Source organism: Nocardioides sp. CPCC 206347 (genome assembly GCF_048654605.1).
In the GTDB taxonomy this organism is placed as follows: domain Bacteria; phylum Actinomycetota; class Actinomycetes; order Propionibacteriales; family Nocardioidaceae; genus Nocardioides.
Window position 1 is genome coordinate 438956 of sequence record NZ_JBMCYZ010000001.1, and the last position, 18957, is coordinate 457912.

Here is an 18957-nt window from a genome sequence, read left to right on the forward strand (position 1 = left end):
TCTCGACACGCCGCTCGTTCCTCGCGGCTACTCGACCAGCTTGCTGGGGAAATGACGAACGCCGGTCCCACCCGTGAAGGGCAGAACCGGCGCTCGGAGGTCGCTACTTGGAGGCGTCGGCCTCGGCGGCAGGAGCCTTCTTGGCGTAGCGGGCCTCGAACCGGGCAACGCGGCCACCGGTGTCGAGGATCTTCTGCTTGCCGGTGTAGAACGGGTGGCACTGCGAGCAGACGTCGGCGTGCATCTTGCCGCCGGTCGCGGTGCTGTACGTCGTGAAGACGCTGCCACAGGTGCAGGTCACTTCGGTGACGACGTAGTCGGGGTGAATGTCCTTCTTCATGGGTGTCCTCTCGAGGGGGCCCGGGTCGTCAAGCGGATGCAGACGTGAACCGGAGCCAACGGATGATTCTACGTCGCTGCCGGGCGCGACCCCAAACCGGCGAACACCGGTCGGGGCCGCGCGTGCGGAAGCAGCGCTCAGGCGCGGGCCTTCTTCTGCACCTGGAGCAGGAACTCGTAGTTCGTCTGCGTCTTGCGCACCTGCTCGAGCAGGTGGGTCGCCGCCGCCCGACCGTCGCGGTCGGCCAGGTCACGGTGGAGCGCACCGAGGATGGCGACCTCCTCCTTGCCGAGCAGCAGCTCGGACCGACGGGTGCCCGAGGCGACGGGGTCGATGGCCGGGAAGACGTCCCGCTCGGCGAGGTCGCGGCGGAGCCGGATCTGCAGGTTCGCCGTGCCGGTGAACTCTTCGTAGATGGCCTCATCCATCTTCGAGCCGGACTCGACCAGCGCCGTGGCGAGGATGGTGAGCGAGCCACCGTTCTCGATGTTGCGCGCGGCCCCGAAGAACTTCTTCGGCGGGAACAGCGCCGCCGCGTCGACGCCGCCAGGCAGGATCCGACCGCTGGCCGGCGCGGCCAGGTTGTAGGCGCGGCCGAGGCGGGTCAGGCCGTCGAGGAGCACGACGACGTCGTGGCCCAGCTCGACCAGGCGCTTCGCACGCTCGATGGCGAGCTCGGCCACGGTCGTGTGGTCGGTCGCCGGCCGGTCGAACGTGCTCGCGATGACCTCGCCCTTGATGGCGCGCTCGAAGTCGGTGACCTCCTCGGGACGCTCGTCCAGGAGCACCACCATCAGGTGGCACTCCGGGTTGTTGGCCGTCACCGCGTTGGCGATCGCCTGCAGGGTGGTGGTCTTGCCCGCGTTGGACGGGGACTCGATGACGCCGCGCTGGCCCTTGCCGATCGGCGCGACCAGGTCGAGGATCCGGCCCGTCACGTTGTCGGGCGTCGTCTCCATCCGGAGGCGCTCGTCCGGGGAGACCGGGGTGAGCTGGTCGAACTCGACGCGGTTCTTCGCCTGCTCCGGGTCGACGCCGTTCACGGTGTCGATGCGGACCATCGGGTTGAACTTCTCGCGACGCTCGCCCTCGCGCGGCTGGCGGACCTGGCCGGCGATCGCGTCACCGCGACGAAGTCCGTAGCGCCGCACCATCGACAGCGACAGGTAGACGTCGTCGACACCGGCGAGGTAGCCGCTGGTCCGGACGAAGGCGTAGTTGTCGAGGACGTCGAGGATGCCTGCGGCTGGGACGAGGACGTCGTCCTCGCGCACCTCGGTGTCGGGTTCGCGGCTCGAGCGGGCCGCGGTGCGGTCGCGGTCCCGGCCGCGACGGCGCCGGTTGCGGCGGCTGCCTGCCTCGCCACCCTCGCCATCGCCGTCGAAGTCGCCGTCCTGGCCGTCGCCGTCATCGGTGTTGCGGGGCTGGTCGTTCTGGTTGCCCTGCTTCTGCTGGTTCGGCTGGTTCTGCTGGTTCTGCTGGTTGCCCTGGCGGGGCTGGTTGCCGTCCTGCTTGGCCTGGCCCTGCTTCGGCTGGTTCTGCTGGTTGCCGTCCTGCTTCGCCTGGCCCTGCTTGGGCTGGTTCCCGTCCTGCTTGGACTGGTTCCCGTCCTGCTTCGCCTGGCCCTGCTGCTTGGCCTGACGCTGCTGGTTGGCCTGCCGGCCACCCTGCTGGTTGCCCTGCTTCGGCTCCTCGGCCTTCGGGTCAGCCTTCGGCTCGGCCTTGGGCTCGGCCTTCGGCTCGGCCTTGGGCTCGGCCTTGGGCTCGGCCTTCGCCTCGTCCGCCTTCGGGGCGGTCCGCGGAGCCGACTGCCCGGACTGCCCGGACTGGGCGCCCTTGATGGCGTCGATGAGCGCGGCCTTCTTCATGCTGCCCGCGCCCGGGATGCCCATGCCGCCCGCCATCGCCTTGAGGTCGGCCAGCAGCATGGAGTTGAGTCCACCGGCGCGCTTCTTCGGCGCCTTGCTGGCGGCCTCGGGGGCCCCAGCAACAGGGCCGGCAGCTTCAGTGGAATCGAGAGTTTCGGTCACGTGAGTCCTTCAGACGTGTCACGCACGTTCCGGATCCGGAGAATTCCGCACGGAACGGCACTGGATTGAATCCTGCACGGTTGCACCGAGAGATCGGGACCTTCGGAGCCGGCCGGGCCGGAGGAAGTGGGAGGCACCAGGAGCGCCTGCCGGGCGCCGAGAACTGCGGCGCGTCGTCAATGTATCACCACGGAGGGGTGATTCAGCGGCCGTCCGCGGGCGCGGCGCCGGCGCCGCTGATCGCGAGCGAGTGCGTGGCCCAGCCCTCGGGGCAGCGCCGGACGAGGTCCGCCGACGCCGGGCTGTCGACGCCCTCGGAGAACGCGAGCACCGTCGGGCCGGCTCCGGAGATCACCGCAGCGACACCGTCGGCGCGCAGCGCCTCGACGAGGGCGAGGCTGGCGGGCATCGCGGAGCGACGGTACTGCTGGTGCAGCCGGTCCTCGGTCGCCCGGAGCAGTTCCTCGGGGCGCCCCGAGAGCGCGGCGACGAGCAGCGCGGCGCGACCCGCGTTCGCGGCGGCGTCCGCGTGCGGCACGGTGGCCGGCAGCAGCCCGCGCGCCGCCTCGGTCGACACCGGGTCGGCAGGCACGAACACGACGGCGCTGACGCGCGGGTCGGCGGAACCGGGAACGGCGAAGAACGAGCCGTCCGCATCCTGGCCCGAGATCACGAACCCGCCGAACAGGGCCGGTGCCACGTTGTCCGGGTGGCCCTCGAGCTGTGCGGCGATGTCGAGCAGCGCGGCGTCGTCGAGCAGCAGGTGCCCGCCGGCGACGAGCTCGCGGGCCAGCCACACGCCGCCGACGATGGCAGCCGACGACGACCCGAGTCCGCGGGCGTGCGGGATGACGTTGGTGCAGGTCAGCCGGAGTCCGGGCGGGTTCTGACCCAGGCGCTCGAACGTCGCGCGCATGGCGCGGACCACCAGGTGCCGTTCATCGAGCGGGACCTCGCCATCGCCGTACCCGTGGACCTCGACGACCAGGCCGCTCGCGAGCACCTCGGCCTCGAGCTCGTCCCGCAGGTCGAGCGCCAGGCCGAGGGTGTCGAAGCCGGGGCCGAGGTTGGCCGAGGTCGCGGGCACGGTGACCCGGACGGGTCCGTCGACGAAGGTCATCGCTGGCTCAGAGACCGGCAGCGCGCGCGGCGGCGTCGACGTCGGCGTCCACGATCGTGTCGGGCAGCACCAGCCCGTCCAGCGCGGTCGCGATGTCCTTGAGACCGTGGCCGGTGACGGTGATCGCCACCGTCGCGCCCTGGTAGGACTCCCCCGCAGCCAGCTCGGACAGCAGGCCGGCGATGCCGGCCGCGGACGCGGGCTCGACGAAGACGCCGTCCTTGCGGGCCAGCTCCTTCTGCGCCGACAGGATCTGCGCGTCGGAGACGGCGGCGAAGCGGCCGCCGGACTCGTCGCGGGCCGCCTCGGCGAGCTTCCACGACGCAGGGTTGCCGATCCGGATCGCGGTGGCCGCGGTCTCGGGGTCGGGGAACGGCTCACCGGTCACCAGGGGCGCAGCGCCCTCGGCCTGGAAGCCGCGCATGACGGGACGCTTCGTGGCGCGGCCCAGGGCGGCGTACTGCGTGTAGCCGAGCCAGTACGCCGAGATGTTGCCCGCGTTGCCGACGGGGAGCAGGTGGTAGTCGGGGGCGTCACCGAGGAAGTCGACGATCTCGAAGGCGGCCGTCTTCTGGCCCTCGAGGCGGGCCGGGTTGACCGAGTTGACCAGCGCAACGGGGTAGTTCCACGCCATCTCGCGCGCCATCCGCAGGCAGTCGTCGAAGTTGCCGCGGACCTGGATGACCTTCGAGCCGTGGAGGACGGCCTGGGCCATCTTGCCGGCCGAGATCTTGCCCTCGGGGACGAGCACGATCGGCGTGACGCCTGCCTTCGCGGCGTACGCCGCCATCGAGGCGGAGGTGTTGCCGGTCGAGGCGCAGACCACGGCCTGCGCGCCCTCGTGCACGGCCACCGACAGTGCGGCGGTCATGCCGCGGTCCTTGAACGAGCCGGTCGGGTTGCTGCCCTCGACCTTGAGCCACACCTCGGCGCCGGTCAGGCCGGAGAGCCACCCGGAGTGGACCAGCGGGGTGCCGCCCTCACGAAGGGTGACGGCGGGGGTGTCCTGCGGGATGTCGAGGAGCTCGCGGTACTCCTCGATCACGCCACGCCACTGCCTGCTGGTGGTGCTGCCGGTGGTGTCGGTGCTGCTCACTCTTCGGTCCCCTCGACGCGCATCACCGAGGTGACCTCGCGGACGATGTCCATGTCGCGCAGCTGCTCGACGGTCGCGGCAAGGGCCGCATCCGTGGCTTCGTGCGAGACGACGACGAGCTGGGCGTCGTTGCCCCGGCCCTCTTGACGAACGGTCTGGATCGACACGCCGTGGTCGGCGAAGGCGAGCGCGACCGCGGCCAGCACGCCGGCGCGGTCATCGACGTCGATCGCGACGTGGTAGCGGGTGCGGGTCTCCCCCATCGACAGCAGGGCACGGTCGGCGTACGCCGATTCGCCCACGCCGCGGGTGCCCTGACGGTGGTTGCGCGCAACCGTGACCAGGTCGCCCAGCACCGCGCTGGCGGTCGGCGCGCCACCGGCGCCCGGACCGTAGAACATCAGCTGACCGGCAGCCTCGGACTCCACGAACACGGCGTTGTAGGCGCCGCGCACGCTGGCCAACGGGTGCGACCTCGGGATCATCGCGGGGTGCACCCGGACGCTCACGGCCGGCTCGTCGCCCTCGGCACCCGGCACCAGCTCGGCGATCGCGAGCAGCTTGACGACGCTGTCCATCTCACGCGCCGAGCGCACGTCGGCGGCGCTGACGTCAGCGATGCCTTCACGATGCACGTCGGCGGCGGTCACGCGGGTGTGGAAGGCCAGGCTGGCCAGGATCGCGGCCTTGGCCGCGGCGTCGAAGCCCTCGACGTCGGCGGTCGGGTCGGCCTCGGCGTACCCGAGGGCCTGGGCCTCTTCGAGCGCGTCCGCGAAACCGGCACCCGTGGTCTCCATCTTGTCGAGGATGAAGTTGGTGGTGCCGTTGACGATGCCGAGCACCCGGGTGACCTTGTCACCGGCGAGCGACTCGCGCAGCGGGCGCAGGATCGGGATCGCGCCCGCCACCGCGGCTTCGTAGTAGAGGTCGCGGCCGGCCTTCTCGGCAGCCTCGAACAACGTGGCGCCGTCCTCGGCGAGCAGTGCCTTGTTGGCCGTGACGACCGAGGCACCGTTCTCCAGGGCGGAGAGGATCAGGGACCGGGCGGGCTCGATCCCGCCGATCACCTCGATCACCAGATCGATGTCGGGGCGGGCCACCAGGGCCGCGGCGTCCGTCGTGAGGAGTCCCTCGGGCACGTCGACCTCGCGCGCCGCGTCGAGTCGTCGTACGGCGACACCGGCGAGCTCCACGCGTGCTCCGACCCGGGCCGCGAGGTCATCTGCCTGTTCCCCGAGGAGCCGCACCACCTGCGACCCGACGGAACCGCAGCCGAGGACGGCAACCTTGAGGGGACTGTTCACCAGGTCAGCCTATCGGCGGTGCGACCCCGGCTGCCTCCGGATGGCCGATCGCGGACAGGTCGTCAGCGATCGACGACCAGCACGACCTTGCCGACGGCCGCGCGGGTCTCGAGGGCACGGTGCGCCGCAGCGGCATCGGCGAGCGGGAAGACGGTACCGACGTGCGGCACCCGGGACCCGTCGGCGGCGGCGTCGAGGGCCGCGCGCTCGAATTCGCCGAGCCGGGCAGCCAGGGGCGGACCGAGGACGTCGACGACCCGGCGGTCGGGGGCGTCGTACCCCTCCTGGTCGCCGGAGAACCGGACCATCCGGCCGCCCGGCTCGAGCATCCGGTGAATCGTGCGAGGCACCTCTCCCCCGACACCGTCGAGGAGGACGGTCAGCCGCGGCTCGGCGACACGGAGGGTCGTGGCCCAGTCCGGGACCGTGTAGTCGACGACGGTGTCCGCCCCGGCTCCCTTGGCGACGGACAGCTTGCTGCCGCTCGCGAGGCCGACCGTGCGAGCGCCGGCGTTGCGGGCACCCTGGAGCAGGAGGGTCCCGAGGCCGCCCGCCGCGGACGTCACGGCAACCACGTCGTCAGGGGTGATCGCGGCGAAGTCGAGGATCCCGGCGGCCGTGCGCCCCGTGCCGATCGCAGCGACCGCGGTCATCGGATCGAGGCCGTCGGGGATGTCGTAGGCCCGGGCGACGTCGACGAGCACCAGCTCGGCGTACCCGCCCCGACCGGCGGGGCCCAGGTGGGTGACCACCCGACGGCCCACCCAGTCGGCGTCAACGCCTTCACCGACCTGGTCGACGATCCCGGCGACCTCGCGGCCGGGAACCATCGGCAGCTCCGGGGGCGCCAAGGTGGCCGGGCCGTTGCCGGACCGGATGTAGGTGTCGACCAGGTGGACGCCCGCGGCCTCGACCGCGATCCGGACCTGGCCGGGGCCCGGCGCCGGATCGGGCAGCTCTTCGAGCTGGAGGACGTCGGCGGGCCCGAAGGCGTGGTGGCGGATTGCGTGCATGACCCCAGTGGACAACCTCAAGTATCGTTGAGGTCAAATGAATGACGTCAACCGCGAGATCCGCAGCCACGACCTGACACCGGGCGAAGTCGCCCGCCGCGCCGGGGTCGCCGTCTCCGCGCTCCACTTCTACGAGCGCGAGGGACTGATCCACGCCATCCGGACCACCGGCAACCAGCGCCGCTATCACCGCGACGTCCTGCGCCGGATCGCGTTCGTCCGCGTCTCGCAGGGCGTCGGCATCTCGCTCGCCGAGATCCGTGAGGCGCTCGCCTCACTCCCCGAGGGACGCACGCCCACCAAGGCGGACTGGGCTCGACTGTCGCGCTCGTGGCGCGAGAGCCTCGACGACCGGATCAGCCGTCTCGAGCGCCTCCGCGACACCCTGGACGGATGCATCGGCTGCGGCTGCCTGTCGATGAAGTCGTGCATGCTCGCCAACCCGGGCGACCTGTTGAGCCAGTACGGCACCGGAGCCGTACGACTGCAGTAGCGACGAGAACGCCGCCAGTGCGCGCTTCAGCGCACGGATTCAGCCCAGGTCGGTGGCGAGCAGGTCTTCTTCGGTCTCGCGACGGACGATGACCCGCGTCTGGCCGTCCTTGACCGCGACCACGGGCGGCCGGAGCGCGTGGTTGTAGTTCGAGGCCATCGACCGTCCGTAGGCACCGGTGGCCGGGACGGCGAGCAGGTCCCCGGGAGCGACGTCACCGGGCAGGAACTCGTCCTTGACGACGATGTCCCCCGATTCGCAGTGCTTGCCGACGACGCGTGCCAGCACGGGCTCGGCCGCCGAGGCGCGCGATGCGAGCGTGCAGGAGTAGTCGGCGTCGTACAGCGCAGGGCGCAGGTTGTCGCTCATCCCGCCGTCGACCGACACGTAGGTACGGGTCGCGCCACCGTCGAGGGCGACCTGCTTGACGGTGCCGACGGTGTAGACGGTGCACATCGCCGGGCCGACGATCGCGCGGCCGGGCTCGATGGACAGGTGCGGTACGTCGATGCCGAGCGCAGCACACTCCCCCGTGACGATCTTCGTGATCTGCGTGGCGAGGACCGCCGGGTCCGCCGGGTCGTCCTGGGTCGTGTAGGCGATGCCGAAGCCGCCACCGAGGTCGAGCTCGGGCAGGACGTGGCCGAGCTCGTCCGCGATCCGGGCGTGCAGCGCCAGCACGCGGCGCCCGGCGACCTCCCAACCCGAGGTGTCGAAGATCTGGGAGCCGATGTGGCTGTGCAGGCCGCGCAGGTCGAGGCTCTCCTTGGAGAGGACGCGCGAGGCTGCCTCGAAGGCGTCGCCCGAGGCGATCGAGAACCCGAACTTCTGGTCCTCGTGGGCGGTCGCGATGAACTCATGGGTGTGGGCCTCGACGCCCGCCGTCACCCGGATCATCACGCCCTGGACCACCCCCAGCTGGGTCGCGACGTCGGCAACACGGTCGATCTCGTGGAACGAGTCCACGATGATGCGGCCGACCCCGGCGTCGACGGCCCGGCGCAGCTCCATCGGGGTCTTGTTGTTGCCGTGGTAGCCGATTCGCTTCGGGTCCATACCCGCACGCAGCGCGACGCTCAACTCCCCGTTGCTGCAGACGTCGAGGCAGAGCCCCTCCTCCGCCACCCACTGCGCCACCGCGACGCTCAGGAACGCCTTGCCCGCGTAGTAGACGTCGTAGCCCTCGAAGGCGTCGCGGAAGGCTCGGGCCCGCTCCCGGAAGTCGGTCTCGTCGAGGACGTACGCCGGCGTGTTGACGTCGGCGACCAGGTCCGGGATCGCCAGCCCGCCGATGTGCAACACACCCTGGTCGTCCTTGCGGGCCGTGGAGGGCCACAGGATCGGCACGATGTCGTTGACGTCGGCCGGCTCGCGCAGCCAGACCGGCGAGGTGCCGGTGTAGCCGCCCGGGGAGACGTGGGTGTTCACATCCGCTCCGGCGCGCTGACGCCCAGCAGGTCGAGCCCGTTGGCGAGGACCGTCCGCGTCGCCGCGACGAGCACGAGACGTGCTTCGTTCGCCGGGGTGACCGGCTCGTCACCCTGCGGGAGCATCCGGCATTCCTTGGTGTCGTACCACTTGTTGAACACCGACGCGGTGTCCTCGAGGTAGCGGGCGATCCGATGCGGTTCACGGAGCTCGGCCGCACTCGCCACGACGCCCGGGAAGGCGGCGAGGGCGCGGAGCAGCTCCCCGTCCCGCTCGTGGCTGAGCAGGGACGGGTCGAAGTCCACGGGCAACGTCATGCCGAGGTCGGCAGCGTTCTCCTGCATGCGGCAGGTCCGGGCGTGCGCGTACTGGACGTAGTAGACAGGGTTGTCGTTGGAGGCCTTGGTGATCTCGGCGACGTCGAGCGCCAGCGGGGTGTCCGCCGGATAGCGCACCAGTGAGTAGCGCAGGGCGTCGACGCCGATCTCCTCCGCCAGCTCCTCGAGCGTGATGAAGGTGCCCTTCCGCTTCGACATCTTCAGCTCTTCGCCGTCCTTGACGATCTTCACGAGCTGACCGATGAGGACGTTGAGTGTCTTGTCCGGGTCGTCACCGACGCAGGCAGCCATCGCCCGGAGCCGGCCGACGTAGCCGTGGTGGTCGGCACCGAGCAGGTAGATGCAGTGGTCGAAGCCACGCTCCCTCTTGTTGAGGTAGTACGCGGTGTCGGACGCGAAGTAGGTCAGCTCACCGTCGGACTTGATGAGCACCCGGTCCTTGTCGTCGCCGAAGTCGGTGGTGCGCATCCAGAGCGCACCCCCGTCCTCGTAGACGTGGCCGAGGTCCTTGAGCCGCTCGAGGGTGTTCGGCACACCGCCGCTCTCCTGACCGTCCTCGTGCAGGGAGAGCTCGGAGAACCAGACGTCGAAGTGCGTGTTGAAGTTGTCGAGCTGCTCCTGCTGCTCGGCCAGCTGGATCGCGTACCCCTTGTCGCGTACGGCGGCAAGGCGCTCGTCGGCCGGCAGGTCGAAGATGCCGGGGCTGGCTGCCTCGACCTGCTTGGCCAGGTCGTCGACGTACTCACCGGCGTAGCCGTCCTCGGGCTTGGGCTCACCCAGGGCCGCGGCGATGATGGACGCAGCGAAGTGGTTCATCTGCACGCCGCGGTCGTTGATGTAGAACTCGCGGGTCACCTCGGCACCCGCGGCGCTGAGCACCCGGCCGATCGCGTCACCGAGCACTGCCCACCGGGTGTGGCCCAGGTGCAGCGGCCCGGTCGGGTTGGCCGAGATGAACTCGACGTTGATCTTCTGGCCCGCCAGCGTCTCGGTGTGGCCGTACGACGACGCGGCCGCCACGATGTCCGCAGCGACCTTGCCCTGTGAGCCGGCCTCGACGGTGATGTTGAGGAACCCGGGACCGGCGACCTCGACGGCGCCGATGCCCTCGGAGTCGGCCAGGCGGCCGGCGAGTGCCTCGGCGAAGGCGCGCGGGTTCATGCCAGCCTTCTTCGCCAGCTGCATCGCGACGTTGGTGGCGTAGTCACCGTGGCCCTTCTGCCGCGGTCGTTCCACCGTCACCTCGGCCGGAACGCCGTCAGGCAGGGCGATCGCGCCCTCGTCCACGAGCGAGGACAGGGCGCCGACGATGGCGGTGGAGAGTTGCGCAGGGGTCACCCCGCAAGCCTATCGGCGGCCTCCGGTTTCTCTGGCACGGATATCGCCCGGTAGGGTTCGACCGCGCACTCCCCACGGGAGTTGGCCTCCGTAGCTCAGGGGATAGAGCACTGGTTTCCGGTACCAGGTGTCGCAGGTTCGAATCCTGCCGGAGGCGCCAACGGACAACGACGGACTTGCGGCAACGCAGGTCCGTCGTTCGTGTCCAGGCGCCTGTCCGGGGTTGATGGACATCAATCAACCCCGCGCCGCCCTCACCCCACGTCGCTGGCGTGCGCGACCGCGTCGAGCTCGGCCACGAAGCGCGTCACCTCGTCCAGCGCGAGGCGCGCCTCGGGAACCACTCCGAGCATCGGGAAGACATGGATCTGTCCGGGCCACACCTGGAGCTCACAGTGACCGCCCGCCTCCCGCTGGACGCGCGCGAACAGCTCGGCGTCGCCACGCATCATCTCGGACGCGCCGGCGATCACCAGAGCCGGCGGCAGGTCGGGGCCGGCCTCGAGCGCAACGTTGAAGCGCGGGTCGTTCGCGGACCCGGTGGACAGGTGGTGGCGGATCACCCGTCGAGCGAAGCCGGGCACCGTCACCGGGTCGTTGCTCCGTCGGTACGCCGCCGCGGCGGTGTCGAAGCTGGCGTCGACGAGCGGGGAGAAGAGCACGAGGCCGGCCGGCATCGGCACACCCAGGCGCCGTAGTTCTCCACACAGGGACAGGGACAGGTGTCCGCCGGCAGAATCGCCCGCCACGACGATGTCCTCCGGGCGATGCCCCTGCGCGAGGAGCCACAGGTAGGCCCGGACGATGTCATCGTGTGCTGCCGGGAACTGGTGCTCGGGCCCCATCCGGTAGTCGAGGCTGAAGGCGCGCCGGCCGATCCGTTCGGCCAGGTCTGTCACGAACGCGCGGTGACTGCGCGGAGAGCAGACGGCGTAGGCGCTGCCGTGGGAGTAGAGCAGCACCAGCTCGCCGGGAGTCGCAGCCGGACCCAGCCACTCGCCGTGGACGGCACCGCGATCCGTCGCCGTCCGCACCCGCGTGTGCGGAAGCCTGTCGGCTCCGGCAGCGATGCACCCGACCTCGATGGCCGCACGGGCAAGGCGCAGACCGACGGCGCTCCCGGGCAGGACGCGGGTGGCCTGCTTGACGGTGGCCCGCAGCGCACGATTCAAGCGAACGCTGGGGGCGGAAGGGACACGGTCCAGGACGTCGGCGGTGACTGTCACAGACCGCAGTAGACCACGACCGTTGTCACATTGTCCCGGGATGCCGGGATGACGTCCTGCGCTCGCCCGGGCCCCTCCCCCTAGAGTTCCGCGCGTGACGACCATCGGGACTCCCCTCTCCGCCACGGCCACCCGCGTACTGCTCCTCGGATCGGGCGAGCTGGGCAAGGAAGTGGTGATCGAGCTCCAGCGGCTGGGCGTGGAGACCATCGCCGTCGATCGCTACGCCGATGCGCCGGCCATGCAGGTCGCCCATCGCAGCCACGTGATCGACATGCTCGACCCGGTCGCGGTTCGCGACGTGATCGAGCTGGAGAAGCCCGACTGGGTGGTGCCGGAGATCGAGGCGATCCACACCCCCACGCTGCTGGAGCTCGAGGCCGAGGGCCTCACCGTCGTACCGACGGCCCGCGCAGCGCGGCTGACCATGGACCGCGAGGGGATCCGGCGGCTGGCCGCCGAGGAGCTCGGACTGACCACGTCGCCCTACCGCTTCGCGGACACGCTGGCCGAGTTCGAGGCCGCCATCGCGGAGGTCGGCACGCCCTGCGTGGTGAAGCCGGTGATGTCGTCGTCCGGCAAGGGCCAGTCGGTCGTGCGTGGCCCCGGGGACGTCGCGCACTCGTGGGAGTACGCCCAGGCGGGTGGCCGCGCGGGCGCCGGTCGCGTGATCGTGGAGGGCTTCGTCGACTTCGACGAGGAGATCACCCTGCTCACCGTCAAGCACGCTGCCACCGACGGCGGACCCGACGTCCTCTCCTTCTGTGCGCCGATCGGACACACCCAGGTCGACGGCGACTACCGCGAGTCGTGGCAGCCCCAGGCGCTCTCCGACGTCGTGCTCGAGAAGGCACAGCGGGCCTCCGCTGCCGTCGTCGCGAACCTCTGTGGCGAGACCGGCCGGGGACTGTTCGGCGTCGAGCTGTTCATCCGCGGCGACGAGGTGATCTTCTCGGAGCTCTCGCCGCGGCCGCACGACACGGGGCTGGTGACCCTGGTCTCGCAGGACCTGTCGGAGTTCGCGCTGCACGCCCGCGCCGTCCTCGGCCTGCCGATCCCGAACATCCGGACCCGCGGGGCCTCCGCATCCTGCGCCGTCCTGTTCGAGGGCGAGATCGAGGCACCACGGATCGCCGGGGTCGACGCCGCGCTCGCCGAGCCTGACACCAGCGTCCGCCTCTTCGGCAAGCCCGCCGTGTCCGGTCGCCGACGCATGGCCGTCACCCTCGCGCTCGGCGACGACGTCGACGAGGCCCGCGCCAAGGCACGCCGTGCTGCCGCGCACCTCCGCGTTGCCGGCTGACCGGCCCCCGTACCCTCCCCCTGTGCCCGACTCCCCGCCCGATGCGCGCAGCCTCGTCACCATCCACACCGACGGCGCCTGCCTGGGCAACCCGGGGCCGGGCGGATGGGGCGCCTGGCTGCGGTACGGCCAGCACGAGCTGGAGCTGTACGGCGGCGAGCCCGACACCACGAACAACCGGATGGAGCTGATGGCCGCCATCCGCTCGCTCGAGAAGCTGAGCCGACGCTCGACGGTGGACCTCTTCACGGACAGCAGCTACGTCCGGAACGGGATCCTGTCGTGGGTCGTGAAGTGGAAGGCCAACGGCTGGCGTACGTCGGCGAAGGCACCCGTGAAGAACGAGGACCTGTGGCGCCGGCTCGATGCGGCCGCCGGGCAGCACGACGTCACCTGGCACTGGGTCAAGGGTCATGCCGGCGATCCGGGCAACGAGAAGGCCGACGAGCTCGCCGGGCGGGGCGCTCGCGAGGCCCGCGAGGCCGGCGCCGAGGTCAACAGCGCTTGATCGTGGCGTCCTTGCGGGCGTCGTTGCCGTAGCGCTTCGCCGCCGCCGTGTTCGGGATGACCACGCTCGCGCCACCGATGTTGCCGATCGCACCGGGCAGCACGCAGGTGGTGATCTTCGCGGGGTCCACCTGGGCGACCGCCTGCGCGATGCGGAACAGCTGGGCCGCCGAGACCCCCTTGGTGTGCAGGTGCTTGAGGACGTTCAGCACGCCGCCCTCGATGAACCCGGGCTCGCTCGCTCGCTCGGCGACCCGTGCCCGGATCCCCCGCAGCACCAGCTGCTGGTTGGCCGAACGGTCGAAGTCGCCGGCCGGCAGGGACTTGCGGATCCGGCCGAACTCGACGGCCTTCATCCCGTTGACCTTCACCTTCCCGGCCTTGAAGCCCTTGGGATGGAGGTGCTCGTCGGAGAAGGCGCGCGGGTTGTCGACCGTGATGCCGCCGATGCTCGTGACCAGGTTCGCCAGACCGCTGAAGGTCGCGACCAGCACGTAGTCCGGCTCGACGCCCAGGAGGTTGCCGACCGTCCGGCCGAGCAGCTGCGGGCCACCGAAGTACAACGCCGCGTTGACCCGGTTCGAGCCGACGCCGGGAATCGGCACCCAGCTGTCGCGGGGAATGCCGATCGAGGTGGCCGCCCCGGTCCTCGTGTTCATGCCGATCATCTGCAACGCGTCACCGCGGCTGCGGACGGGGTTCTCCCGCGGCCGGGCGTCCGAGCCGACCGCGAGGATCCACACGACATCCGGGTCGACGTCGACGCCGGCCGTCTTCTCGAACTTCACCAGGGTGAACTGGGTCGGCGCCGGGGTGCTGTCGGGCACCACCAACGCCACCAGGCCGAGCAGCGCACCCAGGAGCATCGTCCGCATCACCTGCTGGATTCGGGAGCGCATGTCAGGCACCTTCCTCGCCGCGGAGGACATCGAATCCGAAGACCTGCCAGCCACCGGCCACCGGCGTGAGCATCAGCCGCCCGGTCACCCGGTCGGTGCGTTCGACGCCACCGGTCATCGCGACGCCGAGCCGGAACCGGACGGTCGCCCCGGCGACCTTCCCCTTCGGGGCGAGCACGTCGACGCGGACCACCCGCTGCGTGATCTCGACCGCCTCCAGGTCGGCGCCCACCTCGGTGTTGCTGAGGATCGCCGCCTGCTGGACGGCCAGGCCCCGGGCGTCCTTGGTGAAGTCCGCGAACGCTGTGTCGAACTTCTCACGGGGGTAGTCGCCGGCGTACGCATTGTCGAACCAGCGGTCCACGACCTCGGTCACCTGGGCCAGCACCTCGGCGGCCGCAGCGTCACTCAGCCGTCCCTTCACTGCCCCGAGACGGGCGTCGGTGGCGATCGGTTCGGACGCGGTTTCCCCCGCAGGTCCGCCGCTTTCGGTCTTGTCCTCGTCGCCACCCGAGCATCCGGCAAGAGCCAGGACGAGTGTCAGCAGGAGCGCGGCCCATGGTGTCGTTCGCACGTCGTGCGCCACCCTTCGATTCACGCCCGGAACCCCGGTCGAGTGTCTGTTGCGCAACACCTTGCCTCAAAGGGTGACCGAGGGGCGGTATTTGCCTCGGCATGGGACTAGCCTTGCCACTCGACAGCCACCCGCTATCGGCGGCGGGTCGGTCCAGCTCATCGGAAGAGGCGAAGCACGTCGTGACGCAGTCGTCAGACCAGTCCACCGGATCTCCAGTTCCCGAGGGATTCGGAGCCAACGAATGGCTCGTGGAGGAGATGAAGGAGCAGTTCGAGGCCGACCCGAACAGCGTCGATCCGGCGTGGGCCGCCTACTTCAAGGGAGCAGGCGGCAACGGTACGACGCCCGCCGCTTCCCCCGTTGCCGCGGCGCCGGCCGCCCCGGCTCCTGCTGCTGCTCCGGCGGCGCCCGCTGCTGCCGCGCCCGCTGCTCCGGCCGCCACCGCGCCGACCCCGAAGGCCACCCCCGCCCCGCAGGTGAGCCCGGCGTCCTCGACCACGCCGACCCCGCCCAAGGACGAGGCGGAAAGGCCGACCCCGAAGGACGCCCCGCGCCCCGCTCCGGTGGTCGCGAGTGACGAGCCGACCCTGACCGTGCTCCGCGGCATCCCCGCGGCGACCGCGAAGAACATGGACATCTCGCTGTCGGTCCCGACGGCGACCTCGGTGCGCAACATCCCGGTCAAGCTGCTCTGGGACAACCGCATCGTCATCAACAGCCACCTGACCCGCGCGCGCGGCGGCAAGGTCTCGTTCACGCACCTCATCGGCTACGCCATCGTCAAGGCGATCAAGGCCCAGCCGGCGATGAACAACACCTACGACGAGATCAACGGCAAGCCCACGATGGTCACGCCGTCCCACATCAACCTGGGACTCGCGATCGACCAGCAGAAGAAGGACGGCACGCGCCAGCTCGTCGCGCCGTCCATCAAGGCCTGCGAGTCGATGGACTTCGCGCAGTTCTGGACGGCGTACGAGGACATCGTCCGCAAGGCCAAGGACAACAAGCTCACCATGGAGGACTACTCCGGCACGACGGTGAGCCTGACGAACGTCGGTGGCCTCGGCACGAACAACTCCGTGCCGCGCCTGATGCAGGGCCAGGCCGCGATCATCGGCGTCGGCTCCATGGACTACCCGCCGGAGTTCCAGGGCGCGTCCGAGGAGACCATCGCCCGCAACGCGATCTCGCGGATCATGACGATGACGTCGACGTACGACCACCGCGTCATCCAGGGTGCGCAGTCGGGCGAGTTCCTGGGCCAGGTGCACCGCTACCTGCTCGGCCAGGACGGCTTCTACGACGAGATCTTCCGCGCGCTGCGGATCCCCTACGAGCCGATCCGCTGGAACAACGACATCGCGACGTCCCACGACGACGAGATCGACAAGCAGGCCCGGATCCTCGAGCTGATCCACGCCTACCGCGTGCGCGGCCACCTGATGGCCGACACCGACCCGCTCGAGTACAAGCAGCGCAGCCACCCCGACCTGCGCATCGAGTCGCACGGCCTGACCCTGTGGGACCTCGACCGTGAGTTCCCCACCGGCCAGTTCGGTGGCGGCAGCCGCCGCTTCATGAAGCTGCGCCACATCCTCGGCATCCTGCGCGACTCGTACTGCCGCACCACGGGCATCGAGTACATGCACATCATGGATCCCGAGCAGCGCCGCTGGATCCAGGAGCGCGTCGAGCAGCCGCACACCAAGCCGCCCCGCGAGGAGCAGCTGCGGATCCTGCTGAAGCTCAACGAGGCCGAGGCCTTCGAGACCTTCCTGCAGACCAAGTTCGTCGGCCAGAAGCGATTCAGCCTCGAAGGTGGCGAGACCACGATCCCGGTCGTCGACGAGATCGCCGAGGCCGCGGCCCAGTCCGCGCTCGACGAGGTCGCGATCGGCATGGCCCACCGCGGGCGCCTCAACGTGCTGGCCAACATCGTCGGCAAGTCCTACAACCAGATCTTCCGCGAGTTCGAGGGCAACATCGACCCGCGCACGGTCCAGGGCTCGGGCGACGTGAAGTACCACCTCGGCGCCGAGGGCGAGTTCGTCGCCGGCACCGGCGAGACCATCAAGGTCTCGGTCGCCGCCAACCCGTCCCACCTCGAGACCGTCGACCCGGTCCTGGAGGGCATCGCCCGCGCCAAGCAGGACGTGCTCGACCAGGGCGAGGCCTTCCCGGTGCTCCCGCTGCTGCTCCACGGTGACGCAGCGTTCGCCGGTCAGGGTGTCGTCGCCGAGACGCTCAACCTGTCCCAGCTGCGCGGTTACCGCACCGGCGGCACGATCCACCTGGTCATCAACAACCAGGTCGGGTTCACCACCTCCCCCGGTTCGTCGCGGTCCTCGCTGTACTGCACCGACGTCGCCCGCATGGTCCAGGCGCCGATCTTCCACGTGAACGGCGACGACCCCGAGGCGTGCATCCGGGTGGCCCGGCTGGCGTTCGAGTACCGCCAGGCCTTCCACAGCGACGTCGTCATCGACCTCGTCTGCTACCGCCGCCGTGGCCACAACGAGGGTGACGACCCGTCGTACACGCAGCCGTTGATGTACGACCTCATCGAGCAGAAGCGCTCGGTCCGCAAGCTCTACACGGAGTCCCTCATCGGTCGTGGCGACATCACGATCGAGGAGGCCGAGCAGGTCCTGCGCGACTACCAGCTCCAGCTGGAGCGGGTCTTCACGGAGGTCCGCGAGGCCGACACGAAGCCGTCGGAGTGGACGACCGTGCCGGACTACCCGGACAAGCCGGAGGGCGAGACCCAGACGGCCATCCCGGTCGAGGTCCTCAAGCGGATCGCCGACGCCTACGTCAGCCCGCCCGAGGGCTTCACGGTCCACCCGAAGGTGATGCCGCAGCTGCAGCGTCGCGCGGCGTCGATCACGGCCGGCCCCATCGACTGGGGCACCGGCGAGATCCTCGCGTTCGGCTCGCTCCTCATGGACGGCCGCCCGGTGCGGCTGGCCGGCCAGGACTCGCGCCGCGGCACCTTCGTGTCCCGTTTCGCGACGGTGATCGACCGGATCAACGCCGACGAGTGGACCCCGCTGTCCAACCTCACCGAGGACCAGGCGAAGTTCTTCGTCTACGACAGCCTGCTGTCGGAGTACGCCGCCCTCGGCTTCGAGTACGGCTACTCGGTCGCACGTCCCGAGGCCCTCGTGCTCTGGGAAGCCCAGTTCGGCGACTTCGTGAACGGCGCCCAGTCGGTGATCGACGAGTACATCTCCGCAGGCAAGACCAAGTGGGGCCAGGACTCCGGTGTCGTGCTGCTGCTGCCGCACGGCTACGAGGGCCAGGGTGCCGACCACTCGTCCGCACGGATCGAGCGATTCCTCACGCTGTGCGCCGACGAGGCGATGGTCGTCGCGCAGCCGTCCCACCCGGCGTCGTACTTCCACCTGCTGCGCCGGCACTCGCTGGGCGGTGAGCACAAGCCGCTCATCGTCTTCACGCCGAAGTCGATGCTCAAGCGCAAGGAAGCCGCAGCGCAGCCGGAGGACTTCACCTCGGGCTCGTTCCGTCCGGTGATCGGCGACGACACGGTCGACGCCGCCAAGGTCACCACCGTGCTGCTCGTGTCCGGTCGCCTCACCTGGGACCTGGTCGTCGAGCGCACCAAGAGCGCCCGCGAGGACGTTGCGATCGTGCGCGTCGAGCAGCTCTACCCGTGGCCGATCGAGGAGATCAAGGCCGAGCTGGCGAAGTACCCGAACGCCAAGGTCAAGTGGGTCCAGGACGAGCCGTTCAACCAGGGCCCGTGGCCGTCGTACCACCTCAACGTGGTGCCGGAGCTGGGTCGCCCGGTCGAGCCGATCACCCGTGCCGCTTCGTCGACGACGGCGGTCGGCACCGCCAAGCGTCACCTCGAAGAGGCCAAGGTCCTGATCGGCAAGGCCTTCAGCTGAGCGTCGGCGCGAAGCGTCGGCGATCGCCAGA

15 protein-coding genes and 1 tRNA gene are annotated in these 18957 nt (G+C 70.3%); 5 read left to right on the plus strand and 11 right to left on the minus strand.

Annotated features, from left to right (window positions below):
- Nucleotides 1-103: 103 nt before the first annotated feature.
- From rpmE to ACOACQ_RS02110, 6 genes are all read right to left on the minus strand, one after another.
- Entirely contained in the window at nucleotides 104-340 is a 237-nt protein-coding gene (gene rpmE / locus ACOACQ_RS02085) for a 50S ribosomal protein L31 (RefSeq protein WP_378600597.1), read from the minus strand.
- 137 nt (nucleotides 341-477) lie between these two features.
- Nucleotides 478-2370, minus strand: a complete 1893-nt coding sequence (gene rho / locus ACOACQ_RS02090) for a transcription termination factor Rho (RefSeq protein WP_420287494.1) — start codon at nucleotides 2368-2370, stop codon at nucleotides 478-480.
- Nucleotides 2371-2572: 202 nt separating this feature from the next.
- A complete protein-coding gene (gene thrB, locus ACOACQ_RS02095; RefSeq protein WP_378600591.1) occupies nucleotides 2573-3490 on the minus strand; it encodes a homoserine kinase in 918 nt (305 codons plus the stop codon).
- A 7-nt stretch (nucleotides 3491-3497) separates the two neighbouring features.
- Nucleotides 3498-4586 carry a threonine synthase gene (thrC, locus tag ACOACQ_RS02100; protein WP_378600588.1) on the minus strand — a complete coding sequence of 363 codons (1089 nt, stop codon included), beginning with the start codon at nucleotides 4584-4586 and terminating at the stop codon, nucleotides 3498-3500.
- Nucleotides 4583-5890 carry a homoserine dehydrogenase gene (locus ACOACQ_RS02105; protein WP_378600586.1) on the minus strand — a complete coding sequence of 436 codons (1308 nt, stop codon included), beginning with the start codon at nucleotides 5888-5890 and terminating at the stop codon, nucleotides 4583-4585. Before ACOACQ_RS02105 ends, thrC begins: the two co-directional genes overlap by 4 nt.
- 62 nt (nucleotides 5891-5952) lie before the next feature.
- Nucleotides 5953-6903, minus strand: coding sequence for a zinc-binding dehydrogenase (locus ACOACQ_RS02110; RefSeq protein WP_378600584.1), 951 nt, complete (start codon nucleotides 6901-6903; stop codon nucleotides 5953-5955).
- Nucleotides 6904-6940: 37 nt separating this feature from the next.
- On the opposite strand from ACOACQ_RS02110, the gene soxR reads away from it, so the two are divergent.
- Nucleotides 6941-7396 carry a redox-sensitive transcriptional activator SoxR gene (gene soxR, locus ACOACQ_RS02115; protein WP_056706270.1) on the plus strand — a complete coding sequence of 152 codons (456 nt, stop codon included), beginning with the start codon at nucleotides 6941-6943 and terminating at the stop codon, nucleotides 7394-7396.
- A 39-nt stretch (nucleotides 7397-7435) separates the two neighbouring features.
- Here soxR and lysA read toward each other — a convergent pair whose 3' ends face one another.
- Both lysA and argS read right to left on the minus strand, forming a co-directional pair.
- On the minus strand, nucleotides 7436-8824 hold the full coding sequence (gene lysA, locus ACOACQ_RS02120) for a diaminopimelate decarboxylase (protein ID WP_378600581.1): 1389 nt from the start codon (nucleotides 8822-8824) through the stop codon (nucleotides 7436-7438).
- Complete coding sequence (argS, locus tag ACOACQ_RS02125; protein ID WP_420287495.1) at nucleotides 8821-10500, minus strand: arginine--tRNA ligase; 1680 nt, start codon at nucleotides 10498-10500, stop codon at nucleotides 8821-8823. Before argS ends, lysA begins: the two co-directional genes overlap by 4 nt.
- Nucleotides 10501-10584: 84 nt before the next feature.
- Here argS and ACOACQ_RS02130 point away from each other — a divergent pair.
- Nucleotides 10585-10660 (plus strand) — tRNA-Arg (locus tag ACOACQ_RS02130).
- Between the two features lie 94 nt (nucleotides 10661-10754).
- Here the strand turns inward: ACOACQ_RS02130 and ACOACQ_RS02135 are convergent.
- A complete protein-coding gene (locus ACOACQ_RS02135) occupies nucleotides 10755-11726 on the minus strand; it encodes an alpha/beta hydrolase (protein ID WP_420287496.1) in 972 nt (323 codons plus the stop codon).
- A 94-nt stretch (nucleotides 11727-11820) separates the two neighbouring features.
- Here ACOACQ_RS02135 and purT point away from each other — a divergent pair, with 94 nt between their 5' ends.
- Nucleotides 11821-13029, plus strand: coding sequence for a formate-dependent phosphoribosylglycinamide formyltransferase (purT, locus tag ACOACQ_RS02140; protein WP_420287497.1), 1209 nt, complete (start codon nucleotides 11821-11823; stop codon nucleotides 13027-13029).
- Nucleotides 13030-13051: 22 nt separating this feature from the next.
- Entirely contained in the window at nucleotides 13052-13537 is a 486-nt protein-coding gene (rnhA, locus tag ACOACQ_RS02145) for a ribonuclease HI (protein WP_420287498.1), read from the plus strand.
- On the opposite strand, the gene ACOACQ_RS02150 is transcribed toward rnhA, so the two are convergent.
- On the minus strand, nucleotides 13524-14435 hold the full coding sequence (locus ACOACQ_RS02150) for an LCP family protein (RefSeq protein WP_378600566.1): 912 nt from the start codon (nucleotides 14433-14435) through the stop codon (nucleotides 13524-13526). The two genes, rnhA and ACOACQ_RS02150, sit on opposite strands and share 14 nt — an antisense overlap.
- 1 nt (nucleotide 14436) lies before the next feature.
- Nucleotides 14437-15009, minus strand: a complete 573-nt coding sequence (locus ACOACQ_RS02155) for a hypothetical protein (RefSeq protein WP_420287499.1) — start codon at nucleotides 15007-15009, stop codon at nucleotides 14437-14439.
- Nucleotides 15010-15191: 182 nt separating this feature from the next.
- On the opposite strand from ACOACQ_RS02155, the gene ACOACQ_RS02160 reads away from it, so the two are divergent.
- Nucleotides 15192-18926, plus strand: coding sequence for a multifunctional oxoglutarate decarboxylase/oxoglutarate dehydrogenase thiamine pyrophosphate-binding subunit/dihydrolipoyllysine-residue succinyltransferase subunit (locus tag ACOACQ_RS02160; protein WP_378600562.1), 3735 nt, complete (start codon nucleotides 15192-15194; stop codon nucleotides 18924-18926).
- Nucleotides 18927-18957 lie beyond the last annotated feature (31 nt).